Origin of the sequence: Streptomyces sp. NPDC002133 (genome assembly GCF_040296405.1) — a bacterium.
Taxonomy (GTDB): domain Bacteria; phylum Actinomycetota; class Actinomycetes; order Streptomycetales; family Streptomycetaceae; genus Streptomyces.
In genome coordinates, this window is record NZ_JBEOXF010000049.1 from 22686 (window position 1) to 40954 (window position 18269).

Genomic DNA, 18269 nt, shown 5'->3' on the forward strand with positions numbered 1-18269 from the left:
CGGCAAGTAAGCACCGCGTAAGAGCAAGCGAACCCGGAGTAACCCCCTAGCTTCCCCTGGGAGAACCCACATGCCAGGCGCCATCTACGCCGAAGGTCTGGTCAAGACCTTCGGCGACGTAAGGGCTCTGGACGGCGTTGACCTCGATGTCCCCGAGGGCACGGTCCTCGGACTGCTCGGCCCGAACGGCGCCGGCAAGACCACCGCCGTGCGCGTCCTGACGACCCTCCTCCAGCCCGACAGCGGCTCGGCGGTCGTCGCGGGCATCGATGTCCTCAAGAACCCCAACGAAGTCCGCCGGTCGATAGGCCTTTCCGGCCAGTTCGCCGCCGTCGACGAGTACCTCACCGGCCGCGAGAACCTCCAGATGGTCGGCCGGCTCTACCAGATGAGCGCGAAGACGGCGAAGACCAGGGCCGGTGAGCTGCTGGAACGGTTCAATCTCGCCGACGCCGCCGACCGCCCCGCCAAGACCTACTCCGGCGGCATGCGCCGCCGCCTCGACCTCGCCGCGGCCCTGGTCGTCTCGCCGCCCGTGATGTTCATGGACGAGCCGACGACCGGCCTGGACCCACGCAACCGCCAGGCGCTGTGGGAGGTCATCAAGGAGCTCGTCGGCGGCGGTACGACCCTGCTCCTCACCACCCAGTACCTCGAAGAGGCCGACCACCTCGCCGACGACATCTGCGTCATCGACCACGGCAAGGTCATCGCCCGCGGTACGTCGGACGAGCTCAAGGCCCGCACCGGCGGGGAGCGCGTCGAGGTCGTCGTCCACCGTCCCGACGAGATCGCCCCGGCGCGCGAGGTGCTCGCCGGCTTCGGCAAGGGCGAGGTCGCCGTCGAGGACCACACCCGCAAGCTGACCGTCCCGGTCACCGGTGGCGCCAAGCTGCTCGCCGAGGTCATCCGGGATCTCGACACCCGCGGCGTCGAGATCGACGACATCGGTCTGCGCCGTCCCACCCTCGACGACGTCTTCATCTCGCTGACCGGCCATCACGCCGAGGACGCGGCGGAGGGCAACGGCGAGGTCACCGACACCGACCGCAGGAGCAAGGGCAAGCAGGCCCGGAAGGAGCCCGTGAAGTGACGACCGTCCAGGAAGCGGCGGACCGGCCCCTCGCGGCCCCGGTCCCGCGCGGCGGAATCGCGCAGTCGGTCAGCGACTCGCTCGTCGTCGCCAAGCGCAACCTCATCCGCATGACACGGATCCCGGAGATGATCATCTTCGGGATGATCCAGCCGATCATGTTCGTGGTGCTGTTCACCTACGTCTTCGGCGGATCGATCCAGGTCGGCTCGTCCATCTCGACCCAGGACTACCGCGAGTTCCTGATGGCGGGCATCTTCGCCCAGACCGTCACCTTCGCCACGGCGGGTGCCGGCGCGGGCATCGCCGACGACATGCACAAGGGCCTCATCGACCGCTTCCGGTCGCTGCCCATGGCACGCGGCGCGGTCCTCACCGGCCGTACGCTCGCCGACCTGGTGCAGACGGCGCTCACGCTCGTCGTGCTCGCGGTCGTCGCGCTGATCGTCGGCTGGCGGGTCCACGAGAACATCGGCAAGGTGCTGCTCGGCTTCCTGCTGCTGCTCCTGCTCGGCTACGCGTTCTCCTGGATCGGCGCGCTGATCGGCCTTTCGGTCCGCACCCCCGAGGCCGCCACCTCCGGCGGACTGATCTGGCTGTTCCCGCTGACGTTCATCTCGAACGCCTTCGTCGACGCCAACAACATGCCCGGGTTCCTGCAGACCATCGCCGAGTGGAACCCGTTCAGCGCCACGGTGCAGGCCTGCCGTGAGCTGTTCGGCAATCTGCCGCCCGGCTTCGAGGCCGCCGACGCCTGGCCCATGCAGCACCCGATCCTGGCCTCGGTGCTCTGGTCGGTGCTGATCCTGGTGGTCTTCCGCACGCTGGCGGTCCGCAAGTACCGCTCGGCGAGCTGAACCGCACCGGGATCACCACTCCGCCGCGCGCACGACCGAAGGCCCCCGGCACCATCTGGTGCCGGGGGCCTTGTGCATACGGCCTGGTGGGAGGAGCTGCTCAGCCCTGGTACGGCTTCGCCTCGAGGATCCTGACCATGGCGATCTTGCCGTTCGGCAGCTCGTACTCCGCGTCGTCGCCGATCTTCTTGCCGTTGACGCCGGAGCCCAGCGGGGACTGCGGCGAGTACGTCGAGATGTCGCTCGACGCGTACTCGCGGGAGGCGAGCAGGAAGGTCTCCGTGTCGCTCTCGTCGCCGTCGAAGGCGACGGTGACGACCATGCCGGGGGCCACCACGCCGTCGGCCGCCGGGGCCTCGCCGACCTTGGCGTTCTCCAGGAGCTGGGTCAGCTGGCGCACACGGAGCTCCTGCTTGCCCTGCTCCTCCTTGGCCGCGTGGTACCCGCCGTTCTCCCGCAGGTCCCCCTCCTCACGCGCTGCCGCGATCTTGGCAGAGATCTCCGTGCGCGCGGGACCAGACAGGTACTCCAGCTCGGCCTTCAGCTGGTTGTACGCCTCCTGGGTGAGCCAGGTGACGTTGTCGCTGGTCTGGGTCACAGGTGCTCCTCGTAGGTACTGGGAATACAAAGCATCGCCCTACCCAGAAGCATGTGCCTCCAGGAGTGGGCGAAACCACGAGCCTAACAATGAGTGGAGAAAAGAGGGAGGACCAAAAGCTCTCAAGAATGCGTCAATGCAGGTCAGACCCTAAGAGACGCAGGCTGAGGCTCAGCCTTTCGGACCGCTGTCCGCGGTACAGCCCGCCAGCTCGGCGCTGGTCGCACGCGTCGTCGTACGCAGGGTGACGACCTGGTCGATACGGCTCTCGGCGGTGTCGAACCGGACGTCCCTGCGTCCGACCTCGCTGCCGTCCTGGGCGCGGGAGCGCAGGGTGCAGTAGCCCGTGGCGTCCCTGTCCTTGCGGACCTCGAGATGGACCTGGACCCGGTCGTCCGCGGTCACGTCCCACTTGATCAGCTCGGCGCTGATCCGCTGGCCGTTGACGTAGTCGTAACCGAACCAGCCGATCATCGCGAGCAGACCGGCCCCCAGCACGGCGCCCACGATCTTGAGACCACGGTCCGCACGCTCGTCCGCCGAGCGGCCGTAGCGGCTCCCGGGAACTGCTTCGCGCAGGGCGCCCATGATCGTCCTCCCAGACTCGGGGATGCCGGAATTTTCGGCCCCCCGGATCCGTCACTATAGAAGCCGCCCTGCCGCACGCGACCGCCGCCCCACACCGATGCCCCGACGGGACGGCCACGACCTGCCGCGACCAATCACTGACGAATCACCGAGGATCGAGTCTTGACTGAGCAGCTGCGACTGATGGCCGTTCACGCCCACCCCGACGACGAGTCGAGCAAGGGCGCAGCCACGATGGCCAAGTATGTGTCCGAGGGGGTGGACGTGCTGGTCGTGACCTGCACGGGCGGTGAGCGCGGCTCCATCCTCAACCCGAAGCTCCAGGGCGACGCCTACATCGAGGAGAACATCCACGAGGTGCGCCGCAAGGAGATGGACGAGGCCCGCGAGATCCTGGGCGTCAGGCAGGAGTGGCTCGGCTTCGTCGACTCCGGCCTCCCGGAGGGCGACCCGCTGCCCCCGCTGCCGGACGGCTGCTTCGCCCTCGAGGACGTCGGCAAGGCCGCCGGCGAGCTGGCGCGGAAGATCCGCTCCTTCCGCCCGCAGGTCATCACGACGTACGACGAGAACGGTGGCTACCCGCACCCGGACCACATCATGACCCACAAGATCACGATGGTGGCCTTCGACGGCGCGGCGGACCCGGAGCAGTACCCGGAGTCGGAGTACGGGCCGGTCTGGCAGCCCCGGAAGCTCTACTACAACCAGGGCTTCAACCGTCCGCGCACCGTCGCCCTGCACGAGGCGCTGCTCGCGCGCGGCCTCGAGTCGCCGTACGGCGAGTGGCTGGAGCGCTGGAAGGAGTTCCAGCGCGCCGATCGCACCCTCACCACGTACGTGCCGTGCTCCGACTACTTCGAGATCCGCGACAAGGCCCTGATCGCCCACGCCACGCAGATCGACCCCGACGGCGGCTGGTTCCGCGTGCCGATGGAGATCCAGAAGGAGGTCTGGCCGACCGAGGAGTACGAGCTCGCCAAGTCCCTCGTCGATACCTCCCTCCCCGAGAGCGACCTCTTCGCGGGCATCCGCGACAATGCCTGACATGAGCGCAAGCGCAAACCTCGCCCTGACCCACCTCGTCCCGCTCGCCGCCAAGGAGCTCGACGAGAACAAGGTGACCCCGGGTGTCCTCGGCTTCATCGTCTTCGCGGCGCTCGCCGTGGGCGTGTGGATGCTGATGAAGTCCATGAACCGGCACATGGGCCGCGTGAACTTCGAGGAGGCCCCGGAGGGCGCCGCCAAGGGCGCTGCCGGCGGCAGGGCCGCCTCCTCGGCCAAGGAGTAGGCGCCGAGGGTGACCCCGCGAGGCCGGCCGGCCGCAGGGGTCACCCTTCGGGCGATCGGCAGCACAGGGTCACCCGTGGGGTACGGGCGGGGCCGCCTCGGGCCACCCGCGGCTTCACCCCCGTGCCTGCTCCACCGGCACGCCCATCACTTCCCGCGTGTTCCGGTTCGGGATCATCCCCAGCGACCACGCCTGCCAGCCGTCCTCTAGCCGCACGCCCCGCTCCAGCACCAGGGCGAAGGCCTCCATGCAGTCCTCCAGCCTGCCGTCGCGCGTCGGGTGGCGGTCCTCTCGGAGCCGGGCGAGCTCCTCCTGGGCGACCACCGTGCCGACCTCGATGCCCCCCGCGGAGGCGTAGGGGAGCAGGGTGCAGCGGAGGAAGCCGGCCCAGTCGGCGCCGCGGCGGTCGCGGTACGAGGCGAAGAGCGCGGCCGCCTCGTCGCACAGGGCGAGGGCCTGGGACGGGCGGTTGTTGCCCGCGTCGATGACGCCGAGCTCGAGACACGTCCAGGCCTCGCCGTGCGCCACGCCGATGCGGTGGAAATCGGCCCGGGCGTCGACGAGGAGCTGGCGGGCGAAGCCGGAGTTGCGCAGATTGCCGGTCTGCGCGGCGCGCTGGTCGCGGGTGGCGCGGCCCGAGTGGTGGCGGGCGCAGGCCAGGCCGTAGACGTCCCGCATCCGGGAGAACATGGTGCGGGCCCGCTCCAGCTCCCGTATCGCCTGATCGCGGTCGCCCCGCTCCTCCAAGGCCTGACCCAGGTAGTAGAGCGTCCACGCCTCGCCGCGGGCGTCCTCGCTCTCGCGGTGCCGGGAGAGCGCCTGGCGGAGCTGGTCCACGGCCGGGGACGGGTCGCCGTCGACCAGCCGGGCGCGGGCCAGCTGCGTCAGCGCCCACGCCTCGCCGCGGTCGTCGCGCGTACGCCCGTACAGATCGAGGGCCTCACGAAGCTCCGACTCCGCGCGCGGTACATCGCCCATGCGCAGAAACACCTGGCCGAACTGGAAGTGCGTCCAGGCCTCGCCGTGCAGCGACTCGCTCTCACGGTGCAGCCGAACCGCGTCCGTGAGGAGGGTCAGGGCCTCGCCGATGTTGGCCCGGTCCCGCTCCACCGCGGCCAGTGCGTGCAGGGTCCAGGCGCGGTCGGCGGCCAGCGCGTCCGACGACTGGAGCCCGATCGCCTCCCGCAGCTTCGCCGCGGCCTCGGTGAGGTTGCCCTGGTGATGCAGGGTGATGCCCAGCGAACACAGGGCACGTGCGGCGCCCGCGTCGTGCTGTGCCTCGCGGTACAGGTCCACCACCGACGACAGCGTCGTGCGGGCCTTGTCCAGCTCGCCCAGCTGGCGGGCAGCGATACCCGTCCGCCACTGGACCGAGCGGACCAGCAGGCCCTGGTCGACGGCCTGCGTCAGCTCGTTGATCTCTCCCAGGCGGTAGAGGTCACCGCGCAGCAGGCAGTAGTCGCACAACGCGCCCAGCAGATTCAGCACCGCCTGCTGATCGACACCCTCGGCATGCCGCAGCGCCGCCGTGATGAAGCTCGACTCGTCGTCCAGCCAGCGCAGCGCCGCGTCCAGCGAGGCGAAACCGTGGCCCCCGGCTGTGCTTTTCACAAACGTGTCCGCGCGCGTCGACGTCTTCCCGTCGACCAGCCGGATCACCGAGTCCGCGAGCTCCGCGTACCCGATGATCAGCCGCTCCTGCGCGGCCGTACGTTCACCGGGCTGCTCCTCGTCCAGGAGCCGCTCCTGCGCGAAGGCGCGCACCACATCGTGCAGGCGGTAGCGCTCGCCCCGTACGTGGTCGAGCAGCCCGGCCCGGGCCAGCGCGGACAGCAGCCGCTGCCCCTCCGTCTCGTCGGTGCCCAGCAGCGCGGCCGCCGCCGCCGCGCCCAGCGATGCCCGTCCGGCGAGGGCGAGCCTGCGCAGCAGCCGGCGCGCCTGCTCCGACTGGTCGGTGTAGCGCAGCCACAGCGTCCGCTCGACCGGCCGCAACGGACTGTCCGCCGACAGGCCTGCCAGGTCCGCGGCCAGCTCCTGCGCGGTACGCGCCCCCAGCGACGAGCCCGCGATCCGCAGCGCCAGCGGCAGCCCGCCGCACAACTCCCTCACGGTGTCGGTGGACTGCGAGTCGTACGGCCCCTCGAGCGGCTCCTCCGCCGCCGTGTTCAGGAGCTCCTCGGCGCCCGCCGCGTCCAGCGCCTCCACCGACAAATGGTGCACCCAGGCGGGGATGTCCTCGGGCAGCTCCAGCGGCCCGCGCGCGGTGACCAGCACCAGCGAGTCGGAACGCTCCGGGAGCAGCGTCCGGACCTGACCGGCGTCGCTCGCGTCATCCAGGACCACCGTGACCGGCAGCCCCGTCAGATGCTGGTGGTACAGCTCGCTCAGCCGCCGCACCTGCTGATCCGCCGAAGAGCGCTCCCGGAACAGCAGTTGCTCGCGCGGCGCGCCCAGCCGGTTCAGCAGATGCAGCAGCGCATCCCGCGTCGACAGCGGCCGCTCGCCCGCCGAACCGCCACGCAGATCGACGACGCACGCGCCCCGGAACTGGTCCTTGAGCTCGTGCGCGGCCCGCACCGCCAGCGTCGTCCGCCCCGAGCCCGGCTCGCCGTGCAGGACGACCACCGTCGGCTTCGTCTCCGTGGACGCCCGGGCCGCGTGCACCCACTGCGCGATCCGCGTCACGGCCTCACGCCGGCCCGCGAACGGCCCGTCCGGCGCAGGCAGATGCCCGAACGACTGCTCCAGCACACTCCGCCTGCGCGCGGCCTGACTCCGGTCCGCGCCCCGCAGCACCGGCCCTGTCGCCGCCTTCTTCGCGGGCCGCGCCGTGGAGGCCGCCAGCATCCGCTGCTGGTCCAGGAACGGACGGATGCCCCGCACCTCCAGCGCCGTCAGCCACTGGAGCCGCAGCTGCTCGGGTCCGCCCGGCTGCCCCAGCGCCCCGGCCCTGCGGTGCGCGGCGGGCCAGTGCGACGCGGTCACCTTGAGCACGGTCGCCGCGGCCCCGGCCACAGCGACGACCGCCCCGGCTCCGAGCGCCGTCCCCGTCGCCGTACCCAGCGCGACGTCCGCCCCGATAGCCGCGGCCGCGGCAACGGCCGTCACCACCGCGGCGGTCGACACGTTCTGCCGGCTGAACCTCTCCGCCAGCGACAGCTGCCCCGCCTCGGCCTCCTCGACCGCCCGCAGATACGCCGTGTACTCCTCGCCCGCAGTGCCCGCCATCGCCTCCAGCGCCGACCGCCCGCGCGCGAGCAACGCCCCGGAGTCGGTACGTCCGCCGGAGCGGCGCACCTCCTCCTCGACGGCGCGTACCAACAGCCGCTCGGCTTCCACCCGATGGCTGTCCCGCATGTGGTCCCCCTCCGACAGCTTCCGCTTTCGTGTTCCAGCGCCAAGTGTCCTGCTTGACTGCTCCCCTGCCTGAAGGGAAGCGATGCCTTCCTTCAGAGGGTTGGGAATTCCTGGCTCACACTGCCTGACGGGACGGCGTCCCGCCAGGTGTTCCGCGATCAGCACCAGCCGGGTTCAGACCAGCCCGGACGAGCATCACGCGGGCGGAGTCCCTGTCCCGCCATCCGGGAAGCCGGACTCCTCCCCGGCCTGAAGGCCGGGGCATCCTTCCGTCTGTCCGGTGGCGCACGTCGGAGCGAGGGAGTCGGGGTGATCAGATGGCGTGACCTGCGGGCTGTGGGGCTGTGTGCCACCTCGGCGCCGCACGGAGGATCCGGCAGGATGGGGGTATGGCGAACCGTCTGGCCCATGAGACCTCCCCCTACCTCCTTCAGCACGCCGACAACCCGGTCGACTGGTGGCCCTGGTCCCCCGAAGCCTTCGAGGAGGCGCGCAAGCGCGGCGTGCCCGTGGTGCTCAGCGTCGGGTACTCGAGCTGTCACTGGTGCCATGTGATGGCACACGAGTCCTTCGAGGACGACGACACCGCCGCGTACCAGAACGAGTACTTCGTCAACATCAAGGTCGACCGCGAGGAGCGCCCCGACGTCGACGCCGTCTACATGGAGGCCCTGCAGGCCGCCACCGGCCAGGGCGGCTGGCCCATGACCGTCTTCCTGACCCCGGACGCGGAGCCGTTCTACTTCGGTACGTACTTCCCGCCGGTCCCCCGCCACGGCATGCCCTCCTTCCGCCAGGTGCTGGAGGGCGTCTTCGCGGCCTGGAGCGGGCGGCGCGAGGAGGTCGCGAAGGTGGCCGGGAAGATCGCCAGGGATCTGGCGGGGCGGTCGCTTGCGTACGGGGGGCAGGGGCAGCCCGGCGAGGAGGAGCTCGCGCAGGCGCTGCTGGCGCTGACCAGGGAGTACGACGTGAGGCACGGCGGGTTCGGCGGGGCGCCGAAGTTCCCGCCGTCGATGGTTGTGGAGTTCCTGCTGCGGCACCATGCGCGGACCGGCGCCGAAGGGGCGCTGCAGATGGCCGCCGACACGTGCGAGGCGATGGCCAGGGGCGGGATCTACGACCAGCTCGGGGGCGGGTTCGCGCGGTACTCGGTGGACCGCGAGTGGGTCGTGCCGCACTTCGAGAAGATGCTGTACGACAACGCGCTGCTGTGCCGGGTGTACGCGCATCTGTGGCGGGTGACCGGCAGCGATCTTGCCCGCAGGGTCGCCCTGGAGACCGCCGACTTCATGGTGCGGGAGCTGCGCACGCCGGAGGGCGGCTTCGCGTCCGCGCTGGACGCGGACAGCGCCGTCGAAGACGGATGGGGACACCCCGAGGCCGAAGGCTCTGGGGGAGGCACGGGGAAGCATGTGGAGGGCGCGTACTACGTGTGGACGCCCGCGCAGCTGACCGAGGTCCTCGGCGCGGAGGACGCGGAGTTCGCCGCCCGCTCGTTCGGGGTGACCGAGGAGGGGACCTTCGAGGAGGGTGCCTCCGTGCTCCAACTCCCTCAGGACGCGGGCATGGAGGACGCCGCCCGGGTGGAGTCCGTACGGGCACGTCTGCTCGCCGCCCGCGAGGAGCGGGCCCGGCCGGGGCGGGACGACAAGGTCGTCGCCGCGTGGAACGGCCTCGCGATCGCCGCGCTCGCGGAGACCGGCGCGTACTTCGACCGGCCCGATCTGGTCGAGCGGGCGACGGAGGCCGCCGATCTGCTCGTACGGCTGCACATGGACGCGGGCGCGCGCCTGACCCGTACCTCCAAGGACGGGCACGCCGGGGTCAACGCCGGGGTGCTGGAGGACTACGGGGACGTCGCGGAGGGCTTCCTCGCGCTCGCGGGTGTGACGGGCGAGGGCGTGTGGTTGGAGTTCGCGGGATTTCTGCTGGACATCGTGCTGGACCAGTTCGTCTCGGACGGCGGCGCTCTGTTCGATACCGCGCATGACGCAGAGCAGCTCATCCGGCGGCCACAGGACCCCACCGACAATGCCGCACCCTCCGGCTGGACGGCCGCGGCCGGCGCCCTGCTCTCGTACGCCGCGCACACCGGCTCCGAGGCCCATCGAACCGCCGCCGAGCGGGCGTCGGGTGTCGTGAAGGCTCTCGGCCCCCGGGCGCCCCGGTTCATCGGCTGGGGGCTCGCGGTCGCGGAGGCGGCGCTCGACGGGCCGCGCGAGATCGCGGTCGTCGGGCCGCAGGCCGATCCGGGCACCCGGGAGCTGCACAGGGCCGCGCTGCTCGGCGCCGCGCCGGGGTCCGTGATCGCCGTGGGGGAGCCGGAGAGCTCGGAGTTCCCGCTGCTCGTGGACCGTCCCCTGGTCCAGGGCCGGCCCGCGGCGTACGTCTGCCGGCACTTCGTCTGCGCGGCGCCCGTCACCGAAGCGGAGGCCCTGAGGCGGGAGTTGACGCCTGGTACGTAAGGGGTTCCGCGGGAATCCGGTGGCCTGACCGAAACGCGCCATTCATCAAAACGGGCACACGGCCGTCACAGTTTCTGCCTATTCTCTCCACTGCTGACACAGCAGCTGCGCGTGGGGGACATGCGCAGGGGGGTTCAGGGGGGAAGTGCGCGGCGGGCGAGGAGGTCTGCCGCGCTGTTCCCCTCTGCTTGAGGGGGGCACATTGCTCACGTCTGTGTTCATCGCTGCCGTTTCCATGGCGCTGTTCTGGATGGCGGCGTTCACACTCTGGTGGCAGATGCATGCGTGGCGTACGCCGGAGACGCTGGCGTCGACACGCTTCGAGAGCCCGGCGGGCGTGCAGGGACTGTCGTTCTCCCTGCTGCTGCCCGCCCGGCACGAGCAGCTGGTGCTGGAGCACACCATCAGCCGGCTGCTGGAGTCCAGCCACCGCGACTTCGAGATCATCGTCATCGTCGGGCACGACGACCCGGAGACGACCGAGGTCGCCGCGAAGGCCGCGGCCCGGGACCCGGAGCGGGTGCGGGTCGTCGTCGACACCCACGACACCAAGAACAAGCCGAAGGCGCTCAACACGGCCCTGCCGCACTGCCGCGGCGACGTCGTCGGGGTCTTCGACGCCGAGGACCAGGTCCATCCCGAGCTGCTCGCCCATGTCGACCACGCCTTCACCGCCACCGGCGCCGACGTCGTCCAGGGCGGCGTCCAGCTGATCAACTTCCACTCGTCCTGGTACGCGCTGCGCAACTGCCTCGAGTACTTCTTCTGGTTCCGTTCCCGGCTCCACCTGCACGCCGCGAAGGGCTTCATCCCGCTCGGCGGCAACACCGTGTTCGTCCGCACCGACGTGCTGCGCGAGGCCGGCGGCTGGGACCAGAACTGCCTCGCCGAGGACTGCGACCTGGGCGTGCGGCTGTCCAGCAAGGGCAAGAAGGTCGTCGTCGCGTACGACGCGGACATGGTCACCCGCGAGGAGACCCCCGGCACGCTGATGTCGCTGCTCAAGCAGCGCACCCGCTGGAACCAGGGCTTCCTGCAGGTTTACCGGAAGAAGGACTGGAAGCAACTGCCCACGCTCGGGCAGCGGATGCTCGCCCGCTACACGCTGATGACCCCGTTCATGCAGGCCTTCACGGGCCTGATCATCCCGGTCAACGCGGCCGTCGCGTTCCTCCTCGACGTGCCCGTCGGGATCGCCTTCATCACCTTCCTGCCGCTCATCACCGCCCTGGTGACCTTCGTCTTCGAGATCGTCGGGCTCCACGACTTCGGTACGCAGTACGGGCTCAGGGTCCGCCTCTCGCACTACCTCAAGCTCATCGTCGGCGGCCCCTTCTACCAGGTGCTCCTCGCGGGCGCGGCCGTGCGGGCCGTGTGGCGGGAGCAGCGGGGCCGTAACGAGTGGGAGCTGACCAGTCATGTCGGCGCGCATCTCTCCGGCGGCTCCGACTCCGGCTCCGGCTCCCGCGGCTCCCGCGACTCCCGAGAGGAAGTCCACGCGTGACCTCCACCCTGACGGCGGCGCCCCCGGTGGCGGCCGCCCGCTCCGCCGATCCCGTACGACTCCCGGCCGTCCGGCCCGTCGTCCGATTCCGTTCCTCCCGGCCCGATCTGCTGCTCTGCGGGGCGCTGCTGGTGGCGATCCTGCTGGTGCAGGGCTGGAACATCCAGCACTTCCCGACCCTCAGCGACGACGAGGGCACGTATCTCGCCCAGGCCTGGGCGGTCCAGCAGGGCGAAGGCCTCGCCCACTACACGTACTGGTACGACCATCCGCCGCTCGGCTGGATCCAGCTCGCGGTGCTCACGTGGATACCCGCGCTCCTCGTGCCCGAGGCGATGACGGTCGCATCGATGCGCGGCGCGATGCTGCTGGTCAGCGCGGCCAGTGCGGTCCTGCTGTACGTGCTGGCGCGGCGGCTGTGGCTGCCGCGCTGGGCGGCGGGGCTCGCGATGGTCCTCTTCGGCCTCTCACCGCTGTCCGTCATCCTCCAGCGGGAGATCTTCCTCGACAACCTCGCCGTGATGTGGATGCTGCTGGCGTTCTGCCTCGCGGCCTCGCCGAGCCGGCATCTGTGGCACCACTTCGCCGCGGGGCTCGTGGCGGCGGTCGGGGTGCTGACGAAGGAGACCATGCTGGTCGTGCTGCCCGCGCTGATGGTGACGATGTGGCGCTTCAGCCACCGCGACACCCGAAAGTTCGCGGTCACCGGCGCGGTCACGGCGTGTGCGCTGATCGGCTTCTCGTATCCGCTGTTCGCCCTGCTCAAGGGCGAGTTGCTGCCGGGCGCCGGCCATGTGTCGCTGTGGGAGGGCATCACCTACCAGATGAGCCGGCCGGGCTCCGGATTCATCCTCACCGAGGGCACCGGCTCGTACGGAGTCCTCCAGTCCTGGCTCTACTACGACCGCGTCCTCCCGCTCGGCGGCCTCGCGGGCGCGGCGCTGCTCCTGGTCACCCTGCGCTGGTCGGTGACCGCGCGGGCGCTCGCAGGGCCCGCGCTGGCCGTCGCGATCCTGACGGCGGTCGCTATGCGGCCGTCCGGCTATCTGCCCGCGATGTACGTCATCCAGGCGCTGCCGTTCCTGGCCCTGGTGCTGGCGGGCGGCGCGGCGAGCGTTGCGCACGCGGTGCTGCGCCGACGGCGGAGGCCGGACGAGCGCCGCTCGCTGACGCTCACGCGGCGGACGGCCGCGGTGCTGCTCGCGGCGAGCGCCGCCGTGTACGTCGTACCGCGCTGGTACGACGGCGACCGCACCGCCATGACGGCCGACGCCAACGCCCCGTACCGCGCGGCGGCCCACTGGCTCGCCACGGAGGTCGCGGCCCCGGCCCGCACCCGGGTCCTCGTCGACGACGCGCTCTGGCTCGACCTCGTGCACGCGGGGTACGAGCCGGGGCTCGGCGCGATCTGGTTCTACAAGGCCGACCTCGACCCTGCGGTCACGAAGACGATGCCCGGCGGCTGGCGCGACCTCGACTATGTCGTCGCCTCCCCGACGGTACGGCGCGATGCGCGCGACCTGCCCAACGTGAAGGCCGCGCTGGAGCATTCGACGGCCGTCGCCACCTTCGGCGAGGGCGAGGACCGGATCGAGATCCGCGAAATCGGGGGAGCTGACGGGAATTGACGACTCACCACACAGGAGTCGAGGGCATGGACGATCCCTCCGGCCCTCCGTCGCCCGACCGGCGCCTCGATGCGCCCGTCCCACCGACGGACCGGCCCGGTGGGCCGGCTGCCGGATCGCGGCCCGCCGCGCACGGCATGGCGGCCGACCCGGCGGCGGTGCGCCGCCACGGCGCGGGCGCGGCGCAGACGGTCGGTGACCGGCTCGCCCCGGAGCACGTGGCCCGGGTCGTCGGCGACGCCGGGGCGGCTCACCTGCTCGTGGCCACGGACACGCCTCCCGAGCCGGCCGCCGGCGCTGCTGCGGCGGGGACCGAGGCAGGACGGCGGGCCGCCGAGGCGCGGGAGCCGGCCGACGTGGCGGAGCCCGGTGCAGTCACCATCGTCATCCCCACCTTCAACGAGTCGGGGAACGTCCGCGAGTTGCTGCGCAGGCTCGCCGATTCGGTGCCCGTGCGGCTGCCCTGCGAGGTCGTCTTCGTCGACGACTCGACCGACGACACCCCGGCCGTGATCGCCGAGGCCGCGCGCGAGTGCCCGTTCCCGGTGTCCGTCATCCATCGCGAGGTGCCCGAGGGTGGGCTCGGCGGGGCGGTCGTCGAGGGGCTGAGGGCCGCAGGGTCCGACTGGATCGTGGTGATGGACGCCGATCTGCAGCATCCGCCGGCCCTCGTGCCCGACCTCGTCGCCACGGGCGAGAAGGAGTCCGCCGACCTCGTCGTCGCCAGCCGGTATCTGCCCGGCGGCAGCCGCGCCGGGCTCGCGGGCGGCTACCGGGTCGCCGTCTCACGCGGCGCGACCTGGCTGGCCAAGGGGCTCTTCCCGCGGGCCCTGCGCGGGATCAGCGACCCGATGAGCGGCTTCTTCGCGATCCGCCGCGCCGCGGTGACCGCGGACGCGCTGAAGCCGCTGGGCTACAAGATCCTGCTGGAGCTGGCGGTACGCTGCCGGCCGGCCGCGGTCGCCGAGGTGCCGTTCGTCTTCCAGGACCGCTTCGCGGGCGAGTCCAAGTCGACGGCGAAGGAAGGCGCGCGCTTCCTGCGGCACCTGGTCGAGCTGCGTACCGCGTCGCCGCTCGCCCGGATGATCGCCTTCGGCCTGATCGGGCTCACCGGCTTCGTCCCCAACCTCCTCGCGCTGCACATGCTGGTCGGCGGCGGGCTGCACTACCTGCCCGCCGAGATCCTCGCCAACCAGCTGGGTGTGCTGTGGAACTTCCTCCTCATCGAGGTGCTGCTCTTCCGCGACCGGCGCCATCACCGGCACTGGGCGGACCGGGTGGGCCGGTTCGCGCTGCTCGCCAACGCCGATCTGCTGCTTCGCATCCCGCTGATCGCCCTGTTCGTCGGGCAGCTCCAGCTGGCGGTGGTGCCCGCCACCGCCCTCGCGCTGCTCACCACGTTCGTCCTGCGCTTCGCCGGGACCGAGGCGCTGGTCTATCTGCCCCGCGAGGGGCGTAGGAGTCGCACAGCAAGGAGCACCAGTTGATGCCATCCACGCGCAGACGCACCGCTCTGCTCGCCGTCGCCGTCATGACCGGAGGGCTGCTGCTCTCCGCCCAGCAGTCCGCGACCGCGGGCCCCAACCTCGTCAAGAATCCCGGCTTCGAGACCACCGGCACCGGCGACATGCCGTCCTGCTGGTCCAAGTCCGGCTGGGGCGACAACGACTTCACGTTCACCACGACCACCGACGCCCACAGCGGCTCCGCCGCGATGAAGGTCGAGCTGACCCGCCGCGTCGACGGCGACCGCAAGGCCCTCATCACCGAGTCCGCCGCGTGTGCGCCCTCCGTCGTCCCGGAGCGGCAGTACGACCTGTCCCTCTGGTACAAGTCGACGACCCCGGACACCTCGCTCACCCTCTTCCGGCACGACGCGACCGCCGGCTGGCAGTACTGGACCGACCTGCGCACCCTGCCGATGGAGGCGGACTACACCCGCACCGAGGTCCGTACGCCCGTCGTCCCGCCGGGCACCGACCGGATCGCCTGGGGTGTCTCCGTCTTCGGCACCGGCAGCGTCACCACCGACGACTACGTGATGGAGGAGGTCGCCCCGCCCGCGCCCGACCCCGTGTGCACGGGCACGCCGGAGGAGTGCGTCAAGGGCAGGTGGGACGTCATGCCCACGCAGAACCCGGTGCGCTCCATGCACTCGGTGGTGCTGCACAACGGCAAGGTGCTGCTGATCGCGGGGTCCGGAAACGACCCGTCGATGTTCGCGGCGGGCACGTTCACCTCCGCCGTGTACGACCCGGTGGCCGGCACGTACGAGAACATCCCCACCCCGGCGGACATGTTCTGCGCCGGGCATGTGCAGCTCTCCGACGGGCGCGTGCTGGTGATGAGCGGCAACAAGGGGTATCCGTCGGCCGACGGCAGGATCGGCTACCAGGGCCTGAAGGACTCGTACGTCTTCGACCCGGTGACGGAGACGTACACACGCACCAACGACATGCACGACGGCCACTGGTACCCGTCGGCGACGATCCTCGGCAACGGCGACGTCATTTCCTTCGGCGGTCTGAAGGAGGACTCCACGGGCAATGTGACGGCGGAGAAGTTCTCGGCCGCGCAGAACAAGTGGCTGCCCATGAACGAGGTCAACCAGACCTGGTCGTACTGGGGCCTGTACCCGTCGATGATCCTCATGCAGGACGGCCGGCTCTTCTACTCCGGCAGCCATGTCTTCGGCAACGGCACCGCGGGCACGGGCGCCTCGATCTACGACTACGACGCCAACACCATCACCGACGTCCCGGGCCTCAGGAACAAGGACCAGCGCGACGAGAGCGCGAGCGTGCTGTTGCCTCCTGCGCAGGACCAGCGGGTGCTGACGATCGGCGGCGGCAACAACGAGACCAACCCGACGGCCAACCGTCTCACCGACATCATCGACCTCAAGCAGCCGAACCCGCGGTACACGGCGGGCCCGCCGCTGCCGCAGGGCCTCGTCGACCAGGGCCAGGGCAAGCGGCCGCAGACCGGTGACGAGGGCAAGATGTTCGTCTCCGCCGTGCTGCTGCCGGACGGCAAGGTCCTGGAGACCGGAGGCGGACTGCACGACCGGGCCGACCCGGTGTACGAGGCGTCGTTCTTCGACCCGGCGACCGACACGTACCAGGAGGGCCTGGCGGCCGACCCGATCCCGCGGACGTACCACTCCTCGGCCTTCCTGCTGCCCGACGGCCGGGTGATGGCCGTCGGCGACAACCCGGGCAACGGCACGTACAACCACAACGTGTCGATCTACACTCCGCCCTATCTGCTCAAGGGCCCGCGCCCGCGGATCACTTCGGTGATCGACCGGGAGTGGCAGTACGGCGACACGCAGCGGATCACCGTCGACCGTCCGATCGCCAAGGCGGAGCTGATCCGTCCGGCGGCCGTCACCCACTCGTCGGACCCCAACCAGCGGTTCGTGGACCTGCCGATGAGCGTGGTGGACGACCGCACGATCGACCTGAACGTCACCGGCAACCCGAATCTCGCGCCGCCCGGCTGGTACATGCTGTTCGGCGTCGACGCCAACGGCATTCCGACGGTGGCGGAGTGGGTGCACCTGGGGGCCGCACCCGCGGCGCTCAGGTCGGCCGGCGAGGCGCCTTCGGCGCACGTCCACGACTTCGCCGGCGACCTCGCCAAGTCCCCGAAGAAGAACGGCAAGAAGCGGTCCTCCGCCCCGGCCAGCCCTCGGATCGCGGGCTGCGACCGGCACTACGGCTCGGCGAACGTGTGCGTCCCGCTCACCTTCCCCGAGCCGGTGAAGGCGACGACGAAGTCCCGCTGCGACTGGCTGACCGCCCACGGGTACGGCCGGCTGAAGGTCAACGGCAAGGACGATCCGCTGCGGCTCGACCCGGACCGGGACGGCCGGACCTGCGGCAAGGGGGACCTGAGGAGGTAGCTCAGAGGGTGAGCCCGCCCTGGAGCGTGTCCAGTGTGCGGTTGACGAGCGCGACCAGATCGTCCTTCTGGTCGCGCTCGGCCCAGTAGAGCATCGCCTCGCGCAGCGCGCCCATCACCGAAGCGGTGAACACCCGGACCTCCAGATCGTCGGGGTCGCGCCCGGCGCGGTCGGCGATCGGACGGGCCAGCAGCTGCGAGGTCGCTGCCATGGTCTCGGTCATCCGGGCGCGGAGGGCGGGGACTTCGACCATGAGCCTCGTGCGCTGGCGCATCTCCTCCGGTTCGCTCCGGAGGATCTCCGCGACGGCGCCCGTGAGGATGAACCGCAGCGACTCCAGCGGCGGCTCGTCGGCGGGCCGGGCCCGCAGCACCTGTTCCATGATCGGGTCGTACTCGTCGGTGAGGACGATGTCTTCCTTCGTGGGGAAGTAGCGGAAGACGGTGGAGGGAGAGACCTCGGCCGCCGCGGCGATCTGCTCGATGGTGGTCGCCTCGTAGCCATGCTCGGCGATCAGCCGGTAGGTGGTCCTGCGGATCGCGATGCGGGTCTTCAGCTTCTTGCGCTCGCGCAGGCCCAGCGGGCGCTGAGCGTCGGAGGGAAATTCGGCGGCCATGCGGCTCATTCTCGTCCATGGCTCGGGCGCGGGGGATCGGCCCTCCTTGGGAGCCCGTCCGGCGTCTGAGGACGGACATGCGGGCCGACCGGACGGTGCCGGGCACACTCAGGGGGTCTGGGGCGAAGCCCCGGTTCGGGAAGGGGGGGTCCCCCACGCCGGGCGGGGAGAAGGCCCGCCGCGGGCCCCCCGCCCCGCCGCAGGCGCACCCCGCGCCCCGCATCCGCCCCCGGCGGTCACGGCACGCGCATGCCGGCCGGATCCGAGGGCTCTGTGCCGCAGCCATGCGGCCACCTCCGTAGAAGTAAGTCCAAAGTGGCGGTAACTCTCAAAAGACGGTGAGCGTCAATAGGTCGGGAGCGCGGGGT

13 protein-coding genes and 1 pseudogene are annotated in these 18269 nt (G+C 71.0%); 9 read left to right on the forward strand and 5 right to left on the reverse strand.

The genetic code is table 11. The features are described from left to right. Window positions 1-70: 70 nt before the first annotated feature. Both ABT078_RS32105 and ABT078_RS32110 read left to right on the forward strand, forming a co-directional pair. Window positions 71-1093, forward strand: a complete 1023-nt coding sequence (locus ABT078_RS32105; RefSeq protein WP_351233979.1) for an ATP-binding cassette domain-containing protein — start codon at window positions 71-73, stop codon at window positions 1091-1093. Continuing rightward, entirely contained in the window at window positions 1090-1950 is an 861-nt protein-coding gene (locus ABT078_RS32110) for an ABC transporter permease (RefSeq protein ID WP_351233981.1), read from the forward strand. The genes ABT078_RS32105 and ABT078_RS32110 overlap by 4 nt, the downstream gene beginning before the upstream one ends. A gap of 100 nt (window positions 1951-2050) precedes the next feature. Here the strand turns inward: ABT078_RS32110 and greA are convergent, their stop codons facing one another. Next, window positions 2051-2548 carry a transcription elongation factor GreA gene (gene greA, locus ABT078_RS32115; protein WP_351233983.1) on the reverse strand — a complete coding sequence of 166 codons (498 nt, stop codon included), beginning with the start codon at window positions 2546-2548 and terminating at the stop codon, window positions 2051-2053. 171 nt (window positions 2549-2719) lie between these two features. Then, window positions 2720-3136, reverse strand: a complete 417-nt coding sequence (locus tag ABT078_RS32120; protein ID WP_351233985.1) for a DUF4307 domain-containing protein — start codon at window positions 3134-3136, stop codon at window positions 2720-2722. Window positions 3137-3298: 162 nt separating this feature from the next. Between ABT078_RS32120 and mca the strand changes: the two genes are divergently transcribed. Both mca and ABT078_RS32130 read left to right on the forward strand, forming a co-directional pair. Beyond that, entirely contained in the window at window positions 3299-4180 is an 882-nt protein-coding gene (gene mca, locus ABT078_RS32125; RefSeq protein ID WP_351233987.1) for a mycothiol conjugate amidase Mca, read from the forward strand. Further along, window positions 4173-4424, forward strand: a complete 252-nt coding sequence (locus ABT078_RS32130; protein ID WP_351233989.1) for a hypothetical protein — start codon at window positions 4173-4175, stop codon at window positions 4422-4424. The genes mca and ABT078_RS32130 overlap by 8 nt, the downstream gene beginning before the upstream one ends. 114 nt (window positions 4425-4538) lie before the next feature. On the opposite strand, the gene ABT078_RS32135 is transcribed toward ABT078_RS32130, so the two are convergent. Continuing rightward, window positions 4539-7781, reverse strand: coding sequence for a tetratricopeptide repeat protein (locus tag ABT078_RS32135; protein ID WP_351233991.1), 3243 nt, complete (start codon window positions 7779-7781; stop codon window positions 4539-4541). Between the two features lie 115 nt (window positions 7782-7896). Beyond that, window positions 7897-8001, reverse strand: a pseudogene (locus ABT078_RS32140) (RNA-guided endonuclease TnpB family protein); the annotation flags it as partial. Between the two features lie 169 nt (window positions 8002-8170). Between ABT078_RS32140 and ABT078_RS32145 the strand changes: the two are divergent. The 5 genes from ABT078_RS32145 to ABT078_RS32165 all read left to right on the forward strand — a co-directional run bounded on the left by ABT078_RS32145 (window position 8171) and on the right by ABT078_RS32165 (window position 17285). Next, window positions 8171-10246 (forward strand): thioredoxin domain-containing protein, encoded by a 2076-nt coding sequence (locus tag ABT078_RS32145; protein WP_351233993.1) that lies wholly within the window; start codon window positions 8171-8173, stop codon window positions 10244-10246. A 202-nt stretch (window positions 10247-10448) separates the two neighbouring features. Next, the gene (locus ABT078_RS32150; protein ID WP_351233995.1) at window positions 10449-11750 is read left to right on the forward strand and encodes a glycosyltransferase; all 1302 of its coding nucleotides are present in this window, start codon (window positions 10449-10451) and stop codon (window positions 11748-11750) included. Then, window positions 11747-13378, forward strand: coding sequence for an ArnT family glycosyltransferase (locus ABT078_RS32155; RefSeq protein ID WP_351233997.1), 1632 nt, complete (start codon window positions 11747-11749; stop codon window positions 13376-13378). The genes ABT078_RS32150 and ABT078_RS32155 overlap by 4 nt, the downstream gene beginning before the upstream one ends. Before the next feature lie 26 nt (window positions 13379-13404). Continuing rightward, the gene (locus ABT078_RS32160; protein ID WP_351233999.1) at window positions 13405-14865 is read left to right on the forward strand and encodes a glycosyltransferase; all 1461 of its coding nucleotides are present in this window, start codon (window positions 13405-13407) and stop codon (window positions 14863-14865) included. Beyond that, window positions 14865-17285: a galactose oxidase early set domain-containing protein gene (locus ABT078_RS32165; RefSeq protein WP_351234001.1), complete on the forward strand. Its 2421-nt coding sequence runs from the start codon at window positions 14865-14867 to the stop codon at window positions 17283-17285. The genes ABT078_RS32160 and ABT078_RS32165 overlap by 1 nt, the downstream gene beginning before the upstream one ends. Window position 17286: 1 nt before the next feature. On the opposite strand, the gene ABT078_RS32170 is transcribed toward ABT078_RS32165, so the two are convergent. Beyond that, entirely contained in the window at window positions 17287-17910 is a 624-nt protein-coding gene (locus tag ABT078_RS32170) for a TetR/AcrR family transcriptional regulator (RefSeq protein WP_502981410.1), read from the reverse strand. Window positions 17911-18269: the final 359 nt, after the last annotated feature.